This window comes from Paenibacillus sp. RRE4 (genome assembly GCF_031844205.1).
Lineage (GTDB): Bacteria > Bacillota > Bacilli > Paenibacillales > Paenibacillaceae > Paenibacillus > Paenibacillus xylanexedens_B.
Genome location: NZ_JAUZUT010000008.1, coordinates 57,431 through 73,537 on the forward strand (window position 1 = coordinate 57,431; position 16,107 = coordinate 73,537).

General features: G+C 48.3%; 15 protein-coding genes. 1 reads left to right on the forward strand and 14 read right to left on the reverse strand.

What is annotated here, in order from left to right; all coding sequences use genetic code 11:
- Positions 1-175: 175 nt before the first annotated feature.
- From glcT to Q9R46_RS23925, 8 genes are all read right to left on the reverse strand, one after another.
- Positions 176-1,030: a glucose PTS transporter transcription antiterminator GlcT gene (gene glcT / locus Q9R46_RS23890; RefSeq protein ID WP_311282057.1), complete on the reverse strand. Its 855-nt coding sequence runs from the start codon at positions 1,028-1,030 to the stop codon at positions 176-178.
- 164 nt (positions 1,031-1,194) lie between these two features.
- Entirely contained in the window at positions 1,195-2,748 is a 1,554-nt protein-coding gene (locus Q9R46_RS23895; protein ID WP_311282058.1) for a flotillin lipid rafts scaffold protein FloT, read from the reverse strand.
- A gap of 84 nt (positions 2,749-2,832) precedes the next feature.
- Entirely contained in the window at positions 2,833-3,369 is a 537-nt protein-coding gene (locus tag Q9R46_RS23900) for an NfeD family membrane protein (RefSeq protein ID WP_311282059.1), read from the reverse strand.
- A 307-nt stretch (positions 3,370-3,676) separates the two neighbouring features.
- A complete protein-coding gene (locus Q9R46_RS23905; RefSeq protein ID WP_145332646.1) occupies positions 3,677-4,840 on the reverse strand; it encodes an iron-containing alcohol dehydrogenase in 1,164 nt (387 codons plus the stop codon).
- 92 nt (positions 4,841-4,932) lie between these two features.
- Entirely contained in the window at positions 4,933-5,463 is a 531-nt protein-coding gene (locus tag Q9R46_RS23910; protein ID WP_397386414.1) for an MSMEG_1061 family FMN-dependent PPOX-type flavoprotein, read from the reverse strand.
- A 191-nt stretch (positions 5,464-5,654) separates the two neighbouring features.
- Entirely contained in the window at positions 5,655-7,253 is a 1,599-nt protein-coding gene (locus Q9R46_RS23915; RefSeq protein ID WP_311282062.1) for a UDP-glucose--hexose-1-phosphate uridylyltransferase, read from the reverse strand.
- A gap of 14 nt (positions 7,254-7,267) precedes the next feature.
- On the reverse strand, positions 7,268-8,257 hold the full coding sequence (galE, locus tag Q9R46_RS23920; protein WP_090915498.1) for a UDP-glucose 4-epimerase GalE: 990 nt from the start codon (positions 8,255-8,257) through the stop codon (positions 7,268-7,270).
- A gap of 1 nt (position 8,258) precedes the next feature.
- Positions 8,259-9,440 (reverse strand): galactokinase, encoded by a 1,182-nt coding sequence (locus tag Q9R46_RS23925; RefSeq protein ID WP_311282063.1) that lies wholly within the window; start codon positions 9,438-9,440, stop codon positions 8,259-8,261.
- A 166-nt stretch (positions 9,441-9,606) separates the two neighbouring features.
- Between Q9R46_RS23925 and Q9R46_RS23930 the strand changes: the two genes are divergently transcribed.
- Complete coding sequence (locus tag Q9R46_RS23930) at positions 9,607-10,572, forward strand: AraC family transcriptional regulator (RefSeq protein WP_311282064.1); 966 nt, start codon at positions 9,607-9,609, stop codon at positions 10,570-10,572.
- A gap of 177 nt (positions 10,573-10,749) precedes the next feature.
- Here the strand turns inward: Q9R46_RS23930 and mgrA are convergent, their stop codons facing one another.
- The 6 genes from mgrA to Q9R46_RS23960 all read right to left on the reverse strand — a co-directional run bounded on the left by mgrA (position 10,750) and on the right by Q9R46_RS23960 (position 16,041).
- The gene (gene mgrA, locus Q9R46_RS23935; RefSeq protein WP_311282066.1) at positions 10,750-11,766 is read right to left on the reverse strand and encodes an L-glyceraldehyde 3-phosphate reductase; all 1,017 of its coding nucleotides are present in this window, start codon (positions 11,764-11,766) and stop codon (positions 10,750-10,752) included.
- A 108-nt stretch (positions 11,767-11,874) separates the two neighbouring features.
- The gene (locus Q9R46_RS23940; protein WP_311282067.1) at positions 11,875-12,615 is read right to left on the reverse strand and encodes an NAD-dependent protein deacylase; all 741 of its coding nucleotides are present in this window, start codon (positions 12,613-12,615) and stop codon (positions 11,875-11,877) included.
- A 49-nt stretch (positions 12,616-12,664) separates the two neighbouring features.
- The gene (locus Q9R46_RS23945) at positions 12,665-13,432 is read right to left on the reverse strand and encodes an HAD family hydrolase (RefSeq protein ID WP_311282068.1); all 768 of its coding nucleotides are present in this window, start codon (positions 13,430-13,432) and stop codon (positions 12,665-12,667) included.
- Positions 13,433-13,459: 27 nt separating this feature from the next.
- Positions 13,460-14,236: an alpha/beta fold hydrolase gene (locus tag Q9R46_RS23950; RefSeq protein WP_145332653.1), complete on the reverse strand. Its 777-nt coding sequence runs from the start codon at positions 14,234-14,236 to the stop codon at positions 13,460-13,462.
- 83 nt (positions 14,237-14,319) lie between these two features.
- Entirely contained in the window at positions 14,320-14,985 is a 666-nt protein-coding gene (locus tag Q9R46_RS23955; RefSeq protein ID WP_090915508.1) for a bifunctional 2-keto-4-hydroxyglutarate aldolase/2-keto-3-deoxy-6-phosphogluconate aldolase, read from the reverse strand.
- Between the two features lie 90 nt (positions 14,986-15,075).
- Positions 15,076-16,041, reverse strand: coding sequence for a sugar kinase (locus Q9R46_RS23960; RefSeq protein ID WP_311282069.1), 966 nt, complete (start codon positions 16,039-16,041; stop codon positions 15,076-15,078).
- Positions 16,042-16,107 lie beyond the last annotated feature (66 nt).

The following is a 16,107-nucleotide window of genomic DNA, read 5'->3' on the forward strand; positions in this document are numbered from 1 at the left end:
CCCTTAAAAAGGTAGAACAATCACACTCTAATTAACTCATGCCTGATCGAGTCAGTAACACGTCGCTTATGTTTATTCAGTTGCTTGATTACGGTCACCATTGTAGCACCACTTCAGACGCATTGCAAGCCTTTACAGAAAAAAACGTAATTTCGCTAAAGTTTCTGACATGATTTCACGTATTCTCTTCTTCTTTCCGTTGATTCAGTCGCTGTAGATGTATCGTTAGATAACCAACTTCTGCCGGATATACGGGCAGTTTTAATCGCTTCTCCATCACCTTAGTAAGCTTCCATGCAAGCGAGTACATTTCGGGATACTCTAATTTGAGCAAGGAATCCAGCTTGTGTAGCTCCTCCACCTTATCTCCACGGCGTACACGTTCCAGTGCAAACCGAAGGTGAGTCAACAGACGGGAATAATCCAAAGACTGCGTTTCGAAGGAATAGTCAAGCTGGTCCGCAACCAGGTTCACCAGATCCGTAATTAATTGAGAATGCTCTCGTACCTGGGATATGTTCTGGTTCGTCATCGCACTATAGATATGCAGAGCCACAAAACCAATCTCATCTTGGCCAAGATCTACGCCCATCTTTTCCTTAATTAAACGAACCGCATATTCTCCCATCCGATACTCATCTGGATAGATCTCTCTTGTCTCGTATAAAAAGGGATTTTGAATGATAATTCCCTGCTCCTTGCGTTTAAGGGCAAAAGAAATATGATCCGTTAAAGCAATATGAATATGTTCATTAAGCGGAACGTCCGTACGCTCTGCGATATACGTGATGACTTCGTTAATAATCTCAATCAAAGCCTCATCCACCTGCGGAAGAAGTTGCTTGTACTGCTCCTGCTCCTGCTGGTTTTTCAAAATAAACATCTTTTCCACAGCCGTCAGTGGAATGTCGTCACTCGGCTTCCGGTTAAAGCCGATGCCTTTGCCAATGACCACAACTTCGCCGTGCTCAGGATGCTGTGCAATAATTACATTATTATTTAGCGCTTTATCTACATGCAGGCTGCTCATTTTTGCACCTCTTTTTTTCACACCATCTTGGATGTGCCTGACACATCTTCAACCAAATCAAAAAACATCCGGAGCGGGCAAACCGCGCCGGACGTCTCGCTTAAAAAGTAACAAAAATTCGCCATAAGGTCAATAGACCCGCCGTGTAATTACGCTACCAGTTCTTACTCTTTACTATCGCCGCGCTCTACAATGCTCTCGATAATAGATGGGCTTGACTTTACCGGTTCACTCGATTGCACAGCCACTGGTGTAGCTGTTTTCGATTTGGTCAACCCTTTGATCAGTTGCTCCACGTCGATGCCTGACACACTTTTCAACATCTCAGGTGCGGTAGCCATCAGTTCCGTGACGTAGTTGCTGACACGTGCAGCCCCCTCGCCTTTACCTGTATCTACTACCGTCAGCTTGTCAATCGAGGAGATTGGCTCAGCGATTTTACCAGCCAGTTCAGGCAGCATTTTGACAATGATATCAAGTACCGCAGCTTCCCCGAACTTCTGGAACGCCTCAGCCAATTTTTCTTTGGCTTCCGCTTCGGCAAGACCGCGCAAACGGATAACTTCTGCATCGGCTGTACCTTTTGCCCGCTCTGCATCCGCAATGGCCTGACCTTCAAGTCGTTTCTGCTCGGCGGTTGCCTTCGCTTGAGTTTCGATGGAGTATTGAACTGCATCGGCTTCACGCATTCTTTTCGCTTTATCTGCTTCCGCCGCCTGCTCAACAGCGTAACGATCCGCTTCCGCTTTTTTCTTCACTTCCGCATCATATTGTTTCTCACGCACCGTAATCTCTTTTTCCTGCAAGTCAATCTCACGCTCTTTACGTACAAGTTCGACTTTCATCTGTTCTTCAACAACCGTTTGTCTTGCACGTGCTTCATGGATATGATACGCCTGATCCGCTTCGGCCTTGGCTGTGTCCTGATCACGTTTAAACGCAGCGACCTTCAACTCTTTCTCTTTGGCTGCTTCGGCAATGTTGGTATCCCGCAGCAGCTCGGCCTTCTGCCCTTGTTCTTCGGCATTTGCCTTCTGAATCCGTGCATCCCGCATCGCTTCCGCTTCGGCAATTTCGGCATCACGTTTCACGGCTGCGATTCTTGGTTTACCAAGTGCGTCCAAGTACCCTTGTTTATCACGAACATCCTTAATGGTAAAAGAAACGATCTGCAGCCCCATCTTTTTCAGATCCCGTGCTGCCACGCCTTGGACCTCTTGAGCAAAACGATCTCTGTTCCGGTACACCTCTTCCACCGTCATCGTACCGAGAATGGCCCGCAAATGCCCCTCCAGCACTTCCTGGGCTTCCCCCCTGAGCGCATCAACCGGTTTGCCAATAAATTGCTCAGCAGCCGTTGCAACATCCTCTACAGCGCTTCCAACCTTAATGATCGCGACCCCGTCAGCAATAACCGGAACACCCTGTTCTGTGTACACTTCCGGAGTGGAAACATCAAGCTTGTGTGACAGCAATGAAATAAACTCCGATTGTTGGAACACAGGCAGGATAAACGCACCGCCACCACGCACGATTTTGATTTTCCGTCCTGACTCGTCTTCTGAAATATTTTTACTGCCCAAGAATGAACCGGTTACAATCATCGCTTCGTCGGGACCAACCGTTTTGTATCTCGCCCAGAAAGCTAAACCTAAGATCAAAATTACACCAACAACCACGACAGGAATTAACAATACATCCCAATCCAGATTACCCATTCACATCTCTCCCCTTATCTCGTAAGTATTAAAATCATTCCGCTCTCGTCAGTCCCCCCGCATTATTTAGGAAATTTCACTGACCTAGACATCCTTAAGTACATCTTCTTCCCACTCGGATACGCGCAGTACTCCGTCCACCACATCGATGACAACCACTCGTGCCCCCGCCGCAATGGGTAGCTGTTCGAAGCTGGATGCTGTCTGAATGGTGTTGCCAGAAGCAAAACGAATCATGACTTCACCAAATCCGTTTGCCGGTACCGGAATCGTAATTTCACCGATTTTACCCGCTAACTCCTTCATAGAGAACCCAATTGATACATCACTGTTACGCATCGGTTTGATATATGCGAAGAATACCAGCATGGCTGCAGCAATACCGATTAGCAGGGATAAGATCAGATTCGACATCACACTAAGAGAGCTGTACCGCGTCAGTAGTATGCCTGCTCCACCAAAAGCAGTGATGGACCCCGCCAGTACAACAGGTTTAAAAAAATCAACACCAGGCATTTCGAAAGCACCATCCAGCAAACCGTCAATCAAGTCACCTAGCACCAGACTGACAATGGCAAAAACGGCACCACCGATGAGACATCCCCAATAGATTGCTTCCATCCCCTCTTCCTCCTCTCCGCTGCAATTTCTCCCAACTGTGCATTCCACATGTAAATAAATACGTACATCCAGGCAAAATGTTTCAAAATCTTTCCTGAGTTGTATTGAGAAGCCGCTAATGGGTATTAGCATCATAATATTCAGGAATGCTCCATTTCTCTCTTCCATGCAAATTCACGGTGTGGAATCAAGGATGTGATTCACAGTAGTCCAGGCATTAAAAAACGCAAGCCTCCAAAAGGAAACTTGCGTTTATATCAGTAGTCCAATGATTATTAAGCTTACAAGCCAAGCTTCTTAAACTCACTTACAGCGAAGCTTTGTAGATGGATACCACATCTTCACGTTGCAGCTTTTTAAAGTTCCCGAACGGCCCGAACAGCATCGCTTTATCCGCCATAACCTCAATCTGACTGTCATCAATATCATAGTCGGCCAGACGGTTTGGTGCACCAATGGATGTCCAGAACTTGCTGAGTGCATCAATGCCTTCCTCGGCAATCTGTCTGTCGGATTTACCTTCAGGGTTCACGTCAAACACGTTGATCGCAAGACGTTTGAAACGATCTACCTTCACGTCAAGGTTATGTCTCATCCAGTGTGGGAACAGGATTGCAAGTCCACCGCCATGCGGGATATCATAAACTGCTGATACCGCATGTTCAATATTGTGCGTTGCCCAGTCTCCCGCAAGTCCCATGTTCAGCACGCCATTAAGTGCCATCGTTCCACAATACAGAATCGTCTCACGAAGTTCGTAGTTCTCCAGGTCATCCACCAAACGTGGAGCTGCTTCCATAACGGTACGCAGAATCGTCTCGCAGAAGCCGAGCTGAACAGGTGTGTTCGGATCCAGATGGAAATAATGCTCCAATACGTGAGACATCATGTCCACCATACCGTATACCGTTTGGTCCTTAGGTACCGTGTATGTGTTCACGGGATCAAGGATGGAGAATGCAGGGAAAGAATGCGCACTGCCCCATCCGAGCTTTTCTTGTGTTTCCTGGTTTGTGATTACGGAACCGGAGTTCATCTCTGAACCGGTAGCCGCCATGGTAAGCACTGTGCCGAGTGGAAGTGCGTCTTGTGCAACCGCTTTACGCTGCGCGAAGTCCCACATGTCTCCATCGTACTTCGCCCCGACGGCAATCGCTTTGGCGCAATCAAGCACACTACCGCCACCAACAGCCAGAATGAGCTCAATACCATGTGTTTTACACAAGTCCACGCCTTTATGTACAGTGGACAGACGCGGATTCGGCTCCACACCTGCGAGCTCCGTTACTTCTGCTCCGATTTCCTTGAGCAAACCAAGCACTTGATCATACAGTCCGCTACGTTTGATGCTTCCACCGCCATATACAAGCAGAACCCGTTTGCCGTATTTCGGCACTTCGGTTTTCAGCGCTTCGAGCTGGCCTTTACCGAAGATTAGACGAGTCGGGTTATAAAATTGAAAAGATCTCATGATCTATAATCGCCTCCAATGGAGTTTAGTTTTTAGTGCAACCTCAATTATAGTACCCCTTTTATAGAAAAACAAATCGATAGCCGCTCACTTTAGTTCAATCCGTTGATCTTAAGATGTGCTTGAAAAAGGTCATTCACGGATGGCAACTCTTCGGATTTCGCCCATGTTCCAGCATCCCATATTCCTGCCTGATGAAAAGCACGCGGACAATGAATGAAACATTCCTCGACTTCAACAATGACGGCGGCTCCAATCGTTTTACCACTCCAGTTCATGCTTGCGATGAATTCTTCATCCTTCGTGATCCGAGCTGTTCCATTGATACGCAGCACTTCATTCAAACCCGGAATCACAAACAACATGCCTACACCTGGATCTGACAGGATGTTTAACAAGGAATCGATTCGGCGGTTTCCTGGGCGTTCCGCGTACACCAGTCTATAAGAATCAAATACACGAACAAAGCCGGGTTCATCTCCGCGCGGTGATACATCACATTTTCCATCCTGATCCGAAGTGGACAAGAAAAACAAGGGTGACTTTGCAATAAATGACTGCACATGCGAATCGACAAACGAGATGACTTTATTTCGCACACGTTCGCTGGATTCTCCAACCATGCTTTTAAGCTCCTTGGCATCTGAGATAAATGGAAGATTAAGCGGCTGCTTTTCCAAATAAATCGTCCCCTTTTCCTTATGTAGTGTGGGTCATTCTACTTCGCTCTTCTTTCATTTCCTTATTTCATTATACACCTTATTCCATGTCAAAAAGCACCCGTTCACAATTGAACGGATGCCTGTTGATTTCATTACTCGGTATATCCCATACTGCTTACGAAGCGGCGGAATGCCTGACGCCCAGCTTCATCATGTTTGTACACACCTGCATGCTCCAGAATTTCAGAAAATTTCAAACCTACCTGCTGTTGTACAAGGGTAACCGCTTCTTCCTTCGTCAAGCTGGAGCCATGCCCCTGCTTCAACGCTTCTGCCCACGGTAAATGTTTGTTCAGTTCATGATCTGCTGCCTGGGCCGCTTCAGCAAGCTCTGTATTCCCCGCCAATATGTCGGCAATACCGTCCAGCTCTTGCTTCAGACGTCCCGGCAAAATAGCCAGTCCCATGACTTCGATTAAGCCAATGTTCTCTTTTTTCAAATGATGCATTTCACGGTGTGGGTGGAAAATGCCTTCCGGGTGCTCGTCATTTGTACGGTTGTTGCGTAAAACGAGATCCATCTCAAAGCCGCCATCCGCACTACGGCGAACGATTGGAGTTACCGTATTGTGAGGTACCTTTTCCCCATCGATCTCACTAAACGCTTCGATCTCTACTGCAGAGTCACTGTAGACCTTCCACGCTTCGTAGACCGCGTTACCTGCTTCTAGCAATTCCGCAGGATCATGTGAATGCAAACGCATCACGGACATCGGCCATTTTACAAGGCTAAGCGTCAGCCCTGGTGCATCTGCATGGCGGAAGACCGCCTCTGGCTGTGCGTTTTGAATGGCAAAAGTATGACGTCCGCCCTGGAAGTGGTCATGGGTCAGAATGGAACCGCCCACGATTGGAAGATCGGCGTTAGACCCGATAAAGTAATGCGGATATTCCTGAACAAAGGCAAGCAATCTGCGCAAAGTATCCTTCGTCAGTTTCATCGGCACATGATCATGATGGAAAATAATGCAGTGCTCATTGTAATACACGTACGGCGAGTATTGGAACAACCACGGCTCATTGTTAAGCTGTAGCGGAATGACACGCAGATTCTGGCGGGCCGGGTGATTCACCCGACCAGCATAACCTACATTTTCACGACACAGCTGACATTTCGGATATACCGGAGGTGGAAGCAATTTCGCCATAGCGATTTCCTTTGGACTCTTCTCCGGCTTCGAAAGGTTGATCGTGATCTCCATCTCTCCATAAGCAGTATCCTGCGTCCAATAGACGTTCTTCGATACGCGATCCATTCGGATGTAGTTCGAGTTAATGGACAAATCATAAAATTGCGATGTTGCCGCCTCGATCCCCTCAGCTTGCTCCTTTTCACGGAACGCACGCACGACTTCCGATGGGCGCGCCATCAGGTGACCCATAATTTTCGCGTCCAGCAGGTCACGGAAGGTATCGCTATTTTCAGGAATGAGTCCGATAGTATATCCATAGTCAATCAGAGTGTCCAGCATGCTCTGCGGACTATCAGGGATTGTTGCATCCGGTTCACCAGCGTAAGGCTCCGAGAATCCGAACTGTTCCATCAGCAGGTTGCGGCTATAATCGTAATCCGCTTCCTCAATCAATTTTTTCTGTAAGGCAAATGCGACCAGACGCTCAATGGCATGCAGTGCTTCCTGCTGCTCGGGTGTACGCTCTGTGGCCTCTGCTCCAGGTTGAGTCTGTGACATAAGATGTTCGCCTCCTAGTTTTTTCCGTAGCCTTCCGGGCGTGATTGATGCCAGTTCCATGCGCTTTGAATGACATCTTCCAGATTGGTCCATTTCGGGTTCCAGCCCAGAACGGATCTTGCTTTTGCAGACGATGCCACCAGTACAGCCGGGTCACCTGCACGACGTGGTTCCTGAACAACCGGTATATCCAGGCCTGTTACTTTTTTAGCGGTTTCGATCACTTGCTTCACCGAGAATCCAGTGCCGTTCCCCAGGTTGAACACATTGCTGTTCTCCCCTTTGCGCAGATAATCCACAGCACGCAGATGCGCATCAGCCAAATCGCTAACGTGAATGTAGTCGCGGACACATGTGCCATCTTCTGTTGCATAGTCATCTCCGAATACAGCGATATGTGAACGTTGTTTCAATGCCGTCTGCAATACAAGCGGAATCAAGTGACTTTCCGGCTGGTGATCTTCACCGATTTTGCCACTTTCGTGTGCACCGGCTGCGTTGAAGTAACGCAGGGAAACGTATTTGATATCCTGCACTTTGTCGAACCAGGACATCATGCGCTCCATCATCAATTTGGTTTCACCATATACATTCGTAGGCTCCGTACGGTCGCTCTCTTCAATCGGCACCTTCTCAGGTTCGCCGTAAGTTGCTGCTGTAGAAGAGAAGACGATGCGGCGTACATTCGCTGCATTCATCGCTTCAAGCAGGCAAAGTGTGCCGAATACGTTATTATCGTAGTATTTAGCCGGTTCTTTCATGCTCTCGCCGACGAGCGAGTTCGCCGCAAAGTGAATGACGGCATCAATCGAATTTTCCGCGAACAGCTTCGTCAAGATTTCCTTGTCACGCAAATCACCTTCATACAACTTACCGCCAAGCAATGCCTCGCGATGTCCTGTCTGCAAGTTATCCAGCACAACGACCTCTTCGCCACGTTCAAGCAACGCTGCCACCGTATGAGAACCAATATACCCTGCTCCACCTGTCACCAAAATTGCCATTTTACTTCGCCTCCTTGAGTTCGTTAACACCTTCGCCTACGCCACATACATAAAAATCACCTGTGAGACCGGTACGTACTTCGTACGCCGCCCCCACCTCACTCACAAAACGTTCCACATCATTCTCATGTACCAGGGACACTGTACATCCACCAAAACCTGCACCCGTCATACGTGCACCCAGTGTTCCTGGAATCCGTTGCGCTTCCTCAACCATGACATCCAGCTCGCTGCAGCTAACTTCATACAGATCGCGTAATGATTCATGTGAAGCATTCATCAGCTGTCCAAACGTCTGCAAGTCATTGTTCTGTAGCGCTTCTACGGATGCAAGTACTCGTGCATTTTCTTCCACAACGTGCTGGGCACGCTGTCTGACTTTCTCATCCTTGATCTGATCCTGTAAGGTGTCAAACTGCTCTGGCTTCAATTGAGCCAGGTAATTCAGTGCAGGCAGCTGTTCCTTCAAAATGGCAAGTGCCTGCTCGCATTGAGAGCGCCGCTCATTGTAAGCCGAATCGACCAAACCACGGCGTTTGTTTGTGTTACCGATAATCAGTTTGTAAGCACCTGTACGGAAAGGAACCTTCTCGTACTCCAGCGTATCACACATCAGCAGAATCGCATGATCCTTCGCCCCGTTGGCTACAGCAAACTGATCCATAATACCGCAGTTGACACCAACAAACTCATTCTCTGCTTTCTGGGACAAAAGCGCAAGTTCCACTGTATCGATGTCCGCGATCCCTTCCATCGATTGAATAGCATACCCGGTGAGAACCTCCAGAGATGCTGATGAGGAAAGTCCTGCGCCATTTGGTATTTCACCGTGGTAGAGTAAATCATACCCTCTCGTCACTTGCACACCTTTGCCTTGAAGCTGTACCATGACGCCTATCGGGTAGTCCGTCCACTCTCCCGTTTTCTCCTGACCAATGGTGGCTCTGTCCAGAATCCCCTCGTAAGCCATATTGGTAGAAGCCAGCTGCAATTCGTTATCCTTACGTTCACGAATGAGCAAGGTTGTGCCAAACTCAAGCGCGGCCGGGAGCACATAACCACCATTGTAGTCGATGTGTTCACCAATCAGATTCACACGCCCAGGGGCATGAAATACACGGATGTCCGCTCCACTTTCTCCGTACTTCTCAATAAACTTTTGTTGCAAATCAGTTACATTCAAAGCCGATGCACCTCGCCTCTTTGTTGTGGTTTTCTTAATGTTATTATACAAGGAAGTGATCTCTCTTAAAATGAAACCATGTGTGATTCATATGGATAAATGTGACCTTTAATCATATAATGAATCTAACGACCGAGGCTCTAATCAACGGAAAGAAGGATTCCACATGAAAGATTCCAAAATAAATCCGGCAGAAACATCTCTTAACACAACAGGTTCATCCAGTTCCAGGCCCTCACAGGAAACAGGGGTAAGCAAAAGCGGAGCACTTAGTTATTCGGTTGCCTCCAATCCCACCTATGATAACCGAGGGGCACTTCATGTCCTGTTTGCCGGTGCAAGCCAGACTCTCCCTGGACATGCACTTGGACCGAAGCTATATGATTATTATCTTTTGCACTATGTAGAAAAAGGAGCTGGTACGTTCCGTACGGAGCTGCACACCTACGATCTCGCCGCAGGCGATTGTTTTTTGATCCATCCGGGACAACTGGTAAGCTACCAATCCCACGCCCGCAAGCCGTGGCAATACCGCTGGATTGCCTTTACAGGCAGTGAAGCTGTCCAGCACGTTGAACGGGCCGGGTTCAGGCCCGAAAAATCGGTTTTTCATGCCGGTATAGCCTGTGACATATCCAACTGGTTGTCGGTCATGCAAGATGCTTTTGCCGAGCGAAAAGAAAGTGCCCATTATACATCACTCGGTACACTGTATATGATTTTAGCCGAGGCCCAGACCCATCTCTCCGAGGGGCAGACATTAACATCAGGAGAATCCTCCATCCGGCGGACGGTAAAACAGATGATTCAATATATGTCCACTCAATACGCTTACCCCGTATCCATTGAACAAATGTCGGAGAGTCTCGGATATAACCGTGCGTACCTGTCGCGTATTTTCAAACATGAAACCGGACTCACCCCTGTGACCTATCTGTTGAAACTGCGGATCGACAAGTCACGTCAATTACTGCGGGAACGGCCAGACTTGTCAATTGAACAGGTATCTGCATCTGTCGGTATGCCTGATGCTCTGTATTTTTCCCGTCAATTCAAACGTTTCCACGGTGAAGCCCCCACTCTCTATCGGGAGAAACTGCTTGCGCGTCCGTCACGTTCAAAAGGTACGTAAGATCACTTATCCACATAAAAGAGAGAACATCACATCGTAAAATAAATGAACAAAAAGTACAGAATGTCTGAATTTGGCCCACATGTTCAAAATAAAAAGTGCACCTTGCCTTTATGGCTAAGATGCACTTTTTGGTTATGATTTATTTGTAGACGCTCCCCATACACGGGACAGATTCTAATCTTTATTTTTATTCGTAGACTCTGGTCGCAAAATGGATTCTATCCGCTCCAGTTCGTCCGCAGAAAACTCCAGCTGACTAAGCGCAGCTACGTTCTCTTCAATCTGAGACGGACGGCTTGCGCCAATTAGCGCAGACGTGACTCTTCCATTGCGCAGTACCCATGCCAGTGCAAACTGGGCAAGACTCTGACCACGGGATGCCGCAATCTGATTCAGAGCACGTACCTTACGAAGTGTCTCGGGAGAGATATTATTTTCATTCAGAAATACAGAAGGGCCTTTGGCACGTGAATCTTCCGGAATCCCATTCAAATATTTGTTCGTAAGAACGCCTTGCTCCAATGGACAAAACGCGATACTGCCTGCTCCATACTCATCTAGCACATCCTGAAGCCCATCCTCAATCCAGCGATCCAGCATGGAGTACCTTGGCTGATGAATCAATAGCGGTGTACCTAAGCTTTTCAAAATCTCGGCCGCCTGTTTCGTTTGCTCTGCAGGATAATTGGAGATGCCCACATAAAGTGCCTTGCCTGAACGAACCAGTTGATCAAGTGCCATCATGGTTTCTTCCAGTGGTGTATCTGGATCATAACGGTGTGAATAAAATATATCTACATAATCCAGTCCCATTCGAGTCAGACTCTGATTCAGACTGGAAATCAAGTATTTGCGGGACCCCCACTCACCGTAAGGCCCTGGCCACATATAATATCCCGCTTTGGTGGAGATAATCAGTTCATCCCGGTATGGTTTCAGATCCTGAGCCAGCACCTGACCAAACAGTTGCTCCGCTGAACCTGCAGGTGGGCCATAATTGTTCGCCAAATCAAAATGGGTAATCCCGAGATCAAACGCACGCGTAATCATGTTGCGTCCATTCTCCAGACTGTTAATTCCACCAAAATTATGCCACAGTCCAAGTGAAATCGCTGGCAGCTTCAGGCCCGAACGTCCCACGCGGTTATATTTCATCGTTTCATAGCGAGTATCAGCAGCTACATAGACCATTATGAATCCCTTCTTTCCCCAGGTTCGCGCATCCTGTATCCAAGCCTTAGCCAGGGGATGCCATTATTCCATTCAATCCGTTTACTAAAGCCGGTTCACAACTTTGTATCAACCAATAAGCCGGTCTACACCCTTCATTACCTCGCCAATCGGCTCTGTAATCAACAAGTCTGCCCGGTGATCATAAGCGGTTGGTGTGGCATTCAGGAGAACGGTGTGTTTTCCCTGAAAATACGTAATTAATTGTGCTGCTGGATATACCGTCAGCGAAGTCCCGCCTACAAGCAGTAAATCTGCTGAAGACAAGGCGTCGATGGCATGATACAACGTTGCCTGATCCAGTTCTTCTTCGTACAGGACCACATCTGGCTTGACCACACCTCCGCATGACGAGCAACGGGGTACAACCTCTTTCGATTGCATAATGTCATGTAGCGAATAGAACTGTTTGCAATCCATGCAAGCATTGCGATGAACGGAACCGTGAAGCTCCAGCACATGACTGCTGCCTGCCTTTTGATGCAAACCATCGATGTTTTGCGTAATGACAGCGTGAAGTTTACCCTCCTGCTCCAGCCTGGCAAGTAAACGATGACAACCATTCGGTTCCGCATCGGGATGAAGCATTTTCCCCCGGTAGAAGTCATAAAAAATATCGGCGTGCTGATCAAAAAAATGTCGGCTTAACAGTTCCTCTGGAGGATAAGGGGAGTGTTGCTCCGTCTGGTACAGTCCCGCAGCCGAGCGAAAGTCGGGAATTCCGCTTTCCGTTGAAGTTCCGGCTCCTCCGAAAAAAACAATGCGTGAGCTTTCCTGAATCCAGGCAGCCAGTTGCTCTGTTGCGTTCATCCTCTCTCCTCCTTTGATTTCCCTTATACTTACGAACATAGAGCAGGATCTATAACACAATACCTAACTCATCATAATGACGAATGACGGCGTCCGCATCATGCAAATGCACACCTTGGTCTACTTGAAGGCAGAACCCCAAAGTATATGCCGCTCCTGCATGGCGTCCCATTTGCATATCCCCGTTGCTGTCCCCAATGACTACAGCCTCATGAGGATCAACCGCTAATTCCCGGCAAGCCAGCAGGAATGATTCACCATCGGGTTTGCCTCGCGTTACCCGGTCACAGCCTACTATCGAACTGAAAAAGGAACGGATGCCCATCCAGTCCAGATGTGTCTCAGCCGCTGATGTACTGTCGGAAGTCACCACTGCAAGCTGAATGCCTGCTTCCTTACAACGTTGCAGTAAGTCCAGTAATCCAGGCATGGGTTCAGCGGATTTCCGCTCTCTTACAGACTTCATCGCTATGCTCGAAAACTGGCGTATCGTTGTAATGGCTTCGTTCCATGGCGTACCCGCAGCATAGAGCTGTCCTGCCAGCCAGCCGGTACACTCATCTACAGTTGCAATGGCAAGCGGCCCTTGCACATCGTATCCGCTGAGATGGCCTTCCGAATCATGAACCGTACCCAGCACCTTTTCAAGTTCCACGGTAAAAGAGGCATCTCGTTCCCGCATATATGCTTGCATCTGCACAAGCATACTCTCAGCCCATGGGCCCCATAATTGAAGAAACTCCAGCAAAGTGCCATCTTTGTCAAACAGAATTGCCCTGCAGGGAATCTTCTCTCCCTGCACCTGTAGCAAAGCCATTGACCTTCACCTCCGCTGAAAATTAGACTACTTGATGGTATCTAACCAAGATAACAACGTTTTGACCGTCTGCTTCAACTGATCTTCTTCACTAACTGACGGCTCGCCGTCTCCCTTCTGATGACCATAGTCACCAAACTGAGCGTGGTTCCCTCCTTCAACGGTGTAATACACGGTATCTGGTGGCAAATACATGCGTCCTGCCTGATACTTGGTCATATTCACAACGCCATCATTCGTGCCGAGAATGGATAAGGCCGGAATATCCAGCTTCTGCACACTTCCTTTTTCATCCGGATAGGACGCCAGGAAAAAAATGCCGTGAAGGGCATCTGGATGTGCCACTACATATCGTGCAGCCATGGAGCCCCCTAACGAGTGACCACCCATGACGAACTGCTCTTCAGGGTACGCTGCCAAAATATCATCGGCCAGATCGGGTTTGATTACAGCCAAGTTTACCGGCATCTTAGCAATAATGGTATGATGACCAGCTGCAGCGAGCTCGTGAGCAAGAGGAGCATAACTTTCCGGTTTAACTAATCCGCCAGGATAGAAAAGTACACTTTTTCCATTTGCTTTAGGTTTATCCGGCTTAAAATCGATCCAGTTCTCCTGCTCACTGACGGTAACCCCATCAGAAGTTTCCATCGCAGCCTGTGCTGCTTCCTGCGGGCCATAAGGCGTGAGCAACTTCCATGCAACATATCCGCAACCAATAACAATGAGCGCCAAAAGTACGAGCAGAAACTTGCCAATGCCCCTCTTCTTGCGCCCCGTATGATAACGATTTCTCAACATCATTCACCTTTCTGCACTTCCGCAAATTACCTCGGCTTATGGAAGCGGGAGCCTGCTTGCCGCAGGCTCCCTTCCATCTTGAAACATTATTCAGCCTTGGCTTTGCGATAAGCTTCCATATATTGTTCCGCTTTGCGGCGGACATGACTCAAATCTCCCGTCTTCACAGCTTCCGACGTCAGATCAGAGCCGATGCCGACAGCTACTGCTCCACCTTTGATCCACTCACCCAGATTGGACAAAGACACACCGCCTGTTGGCATGAAGTTCGCCTGTGGCATAGGGCCTTTCATCGTTTTGATAATGGATGGATCATACAGGTTGCCAGGGAACAGCTTGATAATATCCACGCCAAGCTCCAGTGCACGTTGCACGTCGGCAATGGTCATCACACCCGGCAAGATCGGCACGCGATACAGATTACACATCTGAACGGTCTCAGGGTTAAGAGATGGTCCTACGACAAACTCGGCACCTGACATAATCGCAGCTCTCGCCGTTTGCGCCTCAAGCACAGTTCCTGCGCCAATAATCGCGAATTTCTCCGGATCTTGCGTATTCCAATGATACACACGGCTTAATTTTTCGATCGCTTTGAGCGCACCCGGAACGGTCATCGTAATTTCGATCACCTTGATCCCACCCGCGATTGCCTGCTCGGCCATCGCAATGACCTGGTCAGCTGAATCTGCGCGCAGAACCGCCACCACACCATTGTCCGTCATCTTTTGCAACAGTTGAAGCTTCTTCATTTCATTCTCTCCCTTGTTCATGTGGTGGTTGTGTATACAAACTTTACATTTTTAAAGAACGAAGATGAGTCATCCTGATTTTAACGCGACTTAACGCTCGACGTGAGCAACATTATTCAGCTTGGCCTCGACCTGTGCCCATGTCGGGAGTGCTTCCCAATCCCCGACGGCCTGAATAACCATTGATCCGTTCAAATTACCAAGCCGGGTCGCTTCCTGCGGAGTGTAGCCTTTTAACAGGCCAGCTAAAAAACCTGCACAGAATCCGTCTCCAGCTCCGACAGTATCAAGAACCTGATCTGCTTTAAAGTACGGAACTTCCGTTAGGGTACCATCCGCAAGTACGTAGGTCAAATCAGGCCCACCCTTAACAATGCACACGGCATCCATGGCAGCCAAGCGTTCAAGCACCTTCTCATCGCTTTCTTCGTTATATAACAGCTTCATCTCATCCAAACCTGGTAAAAAGTAGTCAGCCTGTTCAGCCAAACGTAGTAATACAGGGCGAGCCTTCTCTGCTGACCAAAGCTTCAGGCGCAGATTCGGATCGAAGCTCACTTTCACCCCTGCCTGCTTGGCAATATGTATGGCGGCTTCAACCGTAGAAAGACCTGATTCGCTAATCGCTGCAGTAATACCTGTGACGTGCAAAATCTTGGCCCCGGCAATATATTCCGGATCTAGATCATCCGGTGTCATCGCACTGGCCGCGGATAACTTCCTATAATAATGCACCGAAGCTTTCCCGGAAGCGTTCTCACGAATCATCAGACCTGTAGGTTCATGATCACTTAATTTGGCCCGGGATACATCCACACCTTCGCCGCGAATAGCTTTTAGAATCATGTTTCCGATCGGATCGTTGCCAAGCCGTCCAAACCAGCCGCTGGAATGTCCAAGGCGTGCTACGCCAATGGCCAGATTGCTTTCAGCACCTCCGAACGTCTTGTCCAGTGTAGCTGCATATTCAAGCCCTCTCGTATCTCTGGCCGTCAGCAACCCCATACTCTCCCCGAATGTAATAATATCAGGGCTTTGAAAGGGACTCGTTGACATATTGCCTTCCTCCTTAATATTGACTAGCTCATCTTCTTCTACCATTGTCATCCCGTATGCAACCGT

Excerpts from the sequence above, each read along its gene's own strand:
- glcT (WP_311282057.1), bottom strand. The coding sequence starts at position 1,030 with ATGAGCAGCCTGCATGTAGATAAAGCGCTAAATAATAATGTAATTATT.
- Q9R46_RS23895 (WP_311282058.1), bottom strand. The coding sequence starts at position 2,748 with ATGGGTAATCTGGATTGGGATGTATTGTTAATTCCTGTCGTGGTTGTT.
- Q9R46_RS23900 (WP_311282059.1), bottom strand. The coding sequence starts at position 3,369 with ATGGAAGCAATCTATTGGGGATGTCTCATCGGTGGTGCCGTTTTTGCC.
- Q9R46_RS23905 (WP_145332646.1), bottom strand. The coding sequence starts at position 4,840 with ATGAGATCTTTTCAATTTTATAACCCGACTCGTCTAATCTTCGGTAAA.
- Q9R46_RS23910 (WP_397386414.1), bottom strand. The coding sequence starts at position 5,463 with ATGGTTGGAGAATCCAGCGAACGTGTGCGAAATAAAGTCATCTCGTTT.
- Q9R46_RS23915 (WP_311282062.1), bottom strand. The coding sequence starts at position 7,253 with ATGTCACAGACTCAACCTGGAGCAGAGGCCACAGAGCGTACACCCGAG.
- galE (WP_090915498.1), bottom strand. The coding sequence starts at position 8,257 with ATGGCAATTTTGGTGACAGGTGGAGCAGGGTATATTGGTTCTCATACG.
- Q9R46_RS23930 (WP_311282064.1), top strand. The coding sequence starts at position 9,607 with ATGAAAGATTCCAAAATAAATCCGGCAGAAACATCTCTTAACACAACA.
- mgrA (WP_311282066.1), bottom strand. The coding sequence starts at position 11,766 with ATGGTCTATGTAGCTGCTGATACTCGCTATGAAACGATGAAATATAAC.
- Q9R46_RS23940 (WP_311282067.1), bottom strand. The coding sequence starts at position 12,615 with ATGAACGCAACAGAGCAACTGGCTGCCTGGATTCAGGAAAGCTCACGC.
- Q9R46_RS23945 (WP_311282068.1), bottom strand. The coding sequence starts at position 13,432 with ATGGCTTTGCTACAGGTGCAGGGAGAGAAGATTCCCTGCAGGGCAATT.
- Q9R46_RS23950 (WP_145332653.1), bottom strand. The coding sequence starts at position 14,236 with ATGATGTTGAGAAATCGTTATCATACGGGGCGCAAGAAGAGGGGCATT.
- Q9R46_RS23955 (WP_090915508.1), bottom strand. The coding sequence starts at position 14,985 with ATGAAGAAGCTTCAACTGTTGCAAAAGATGACGGACAATGGTGTGGTG.
- Q9R46_RS23960 (WP_311282069.1), bottom strand. The coding sequence starts at position 16,041 with ATGTCAACGAGTCCCTTTCAAAGCCCTGATATTATTACATTCGGGGAG.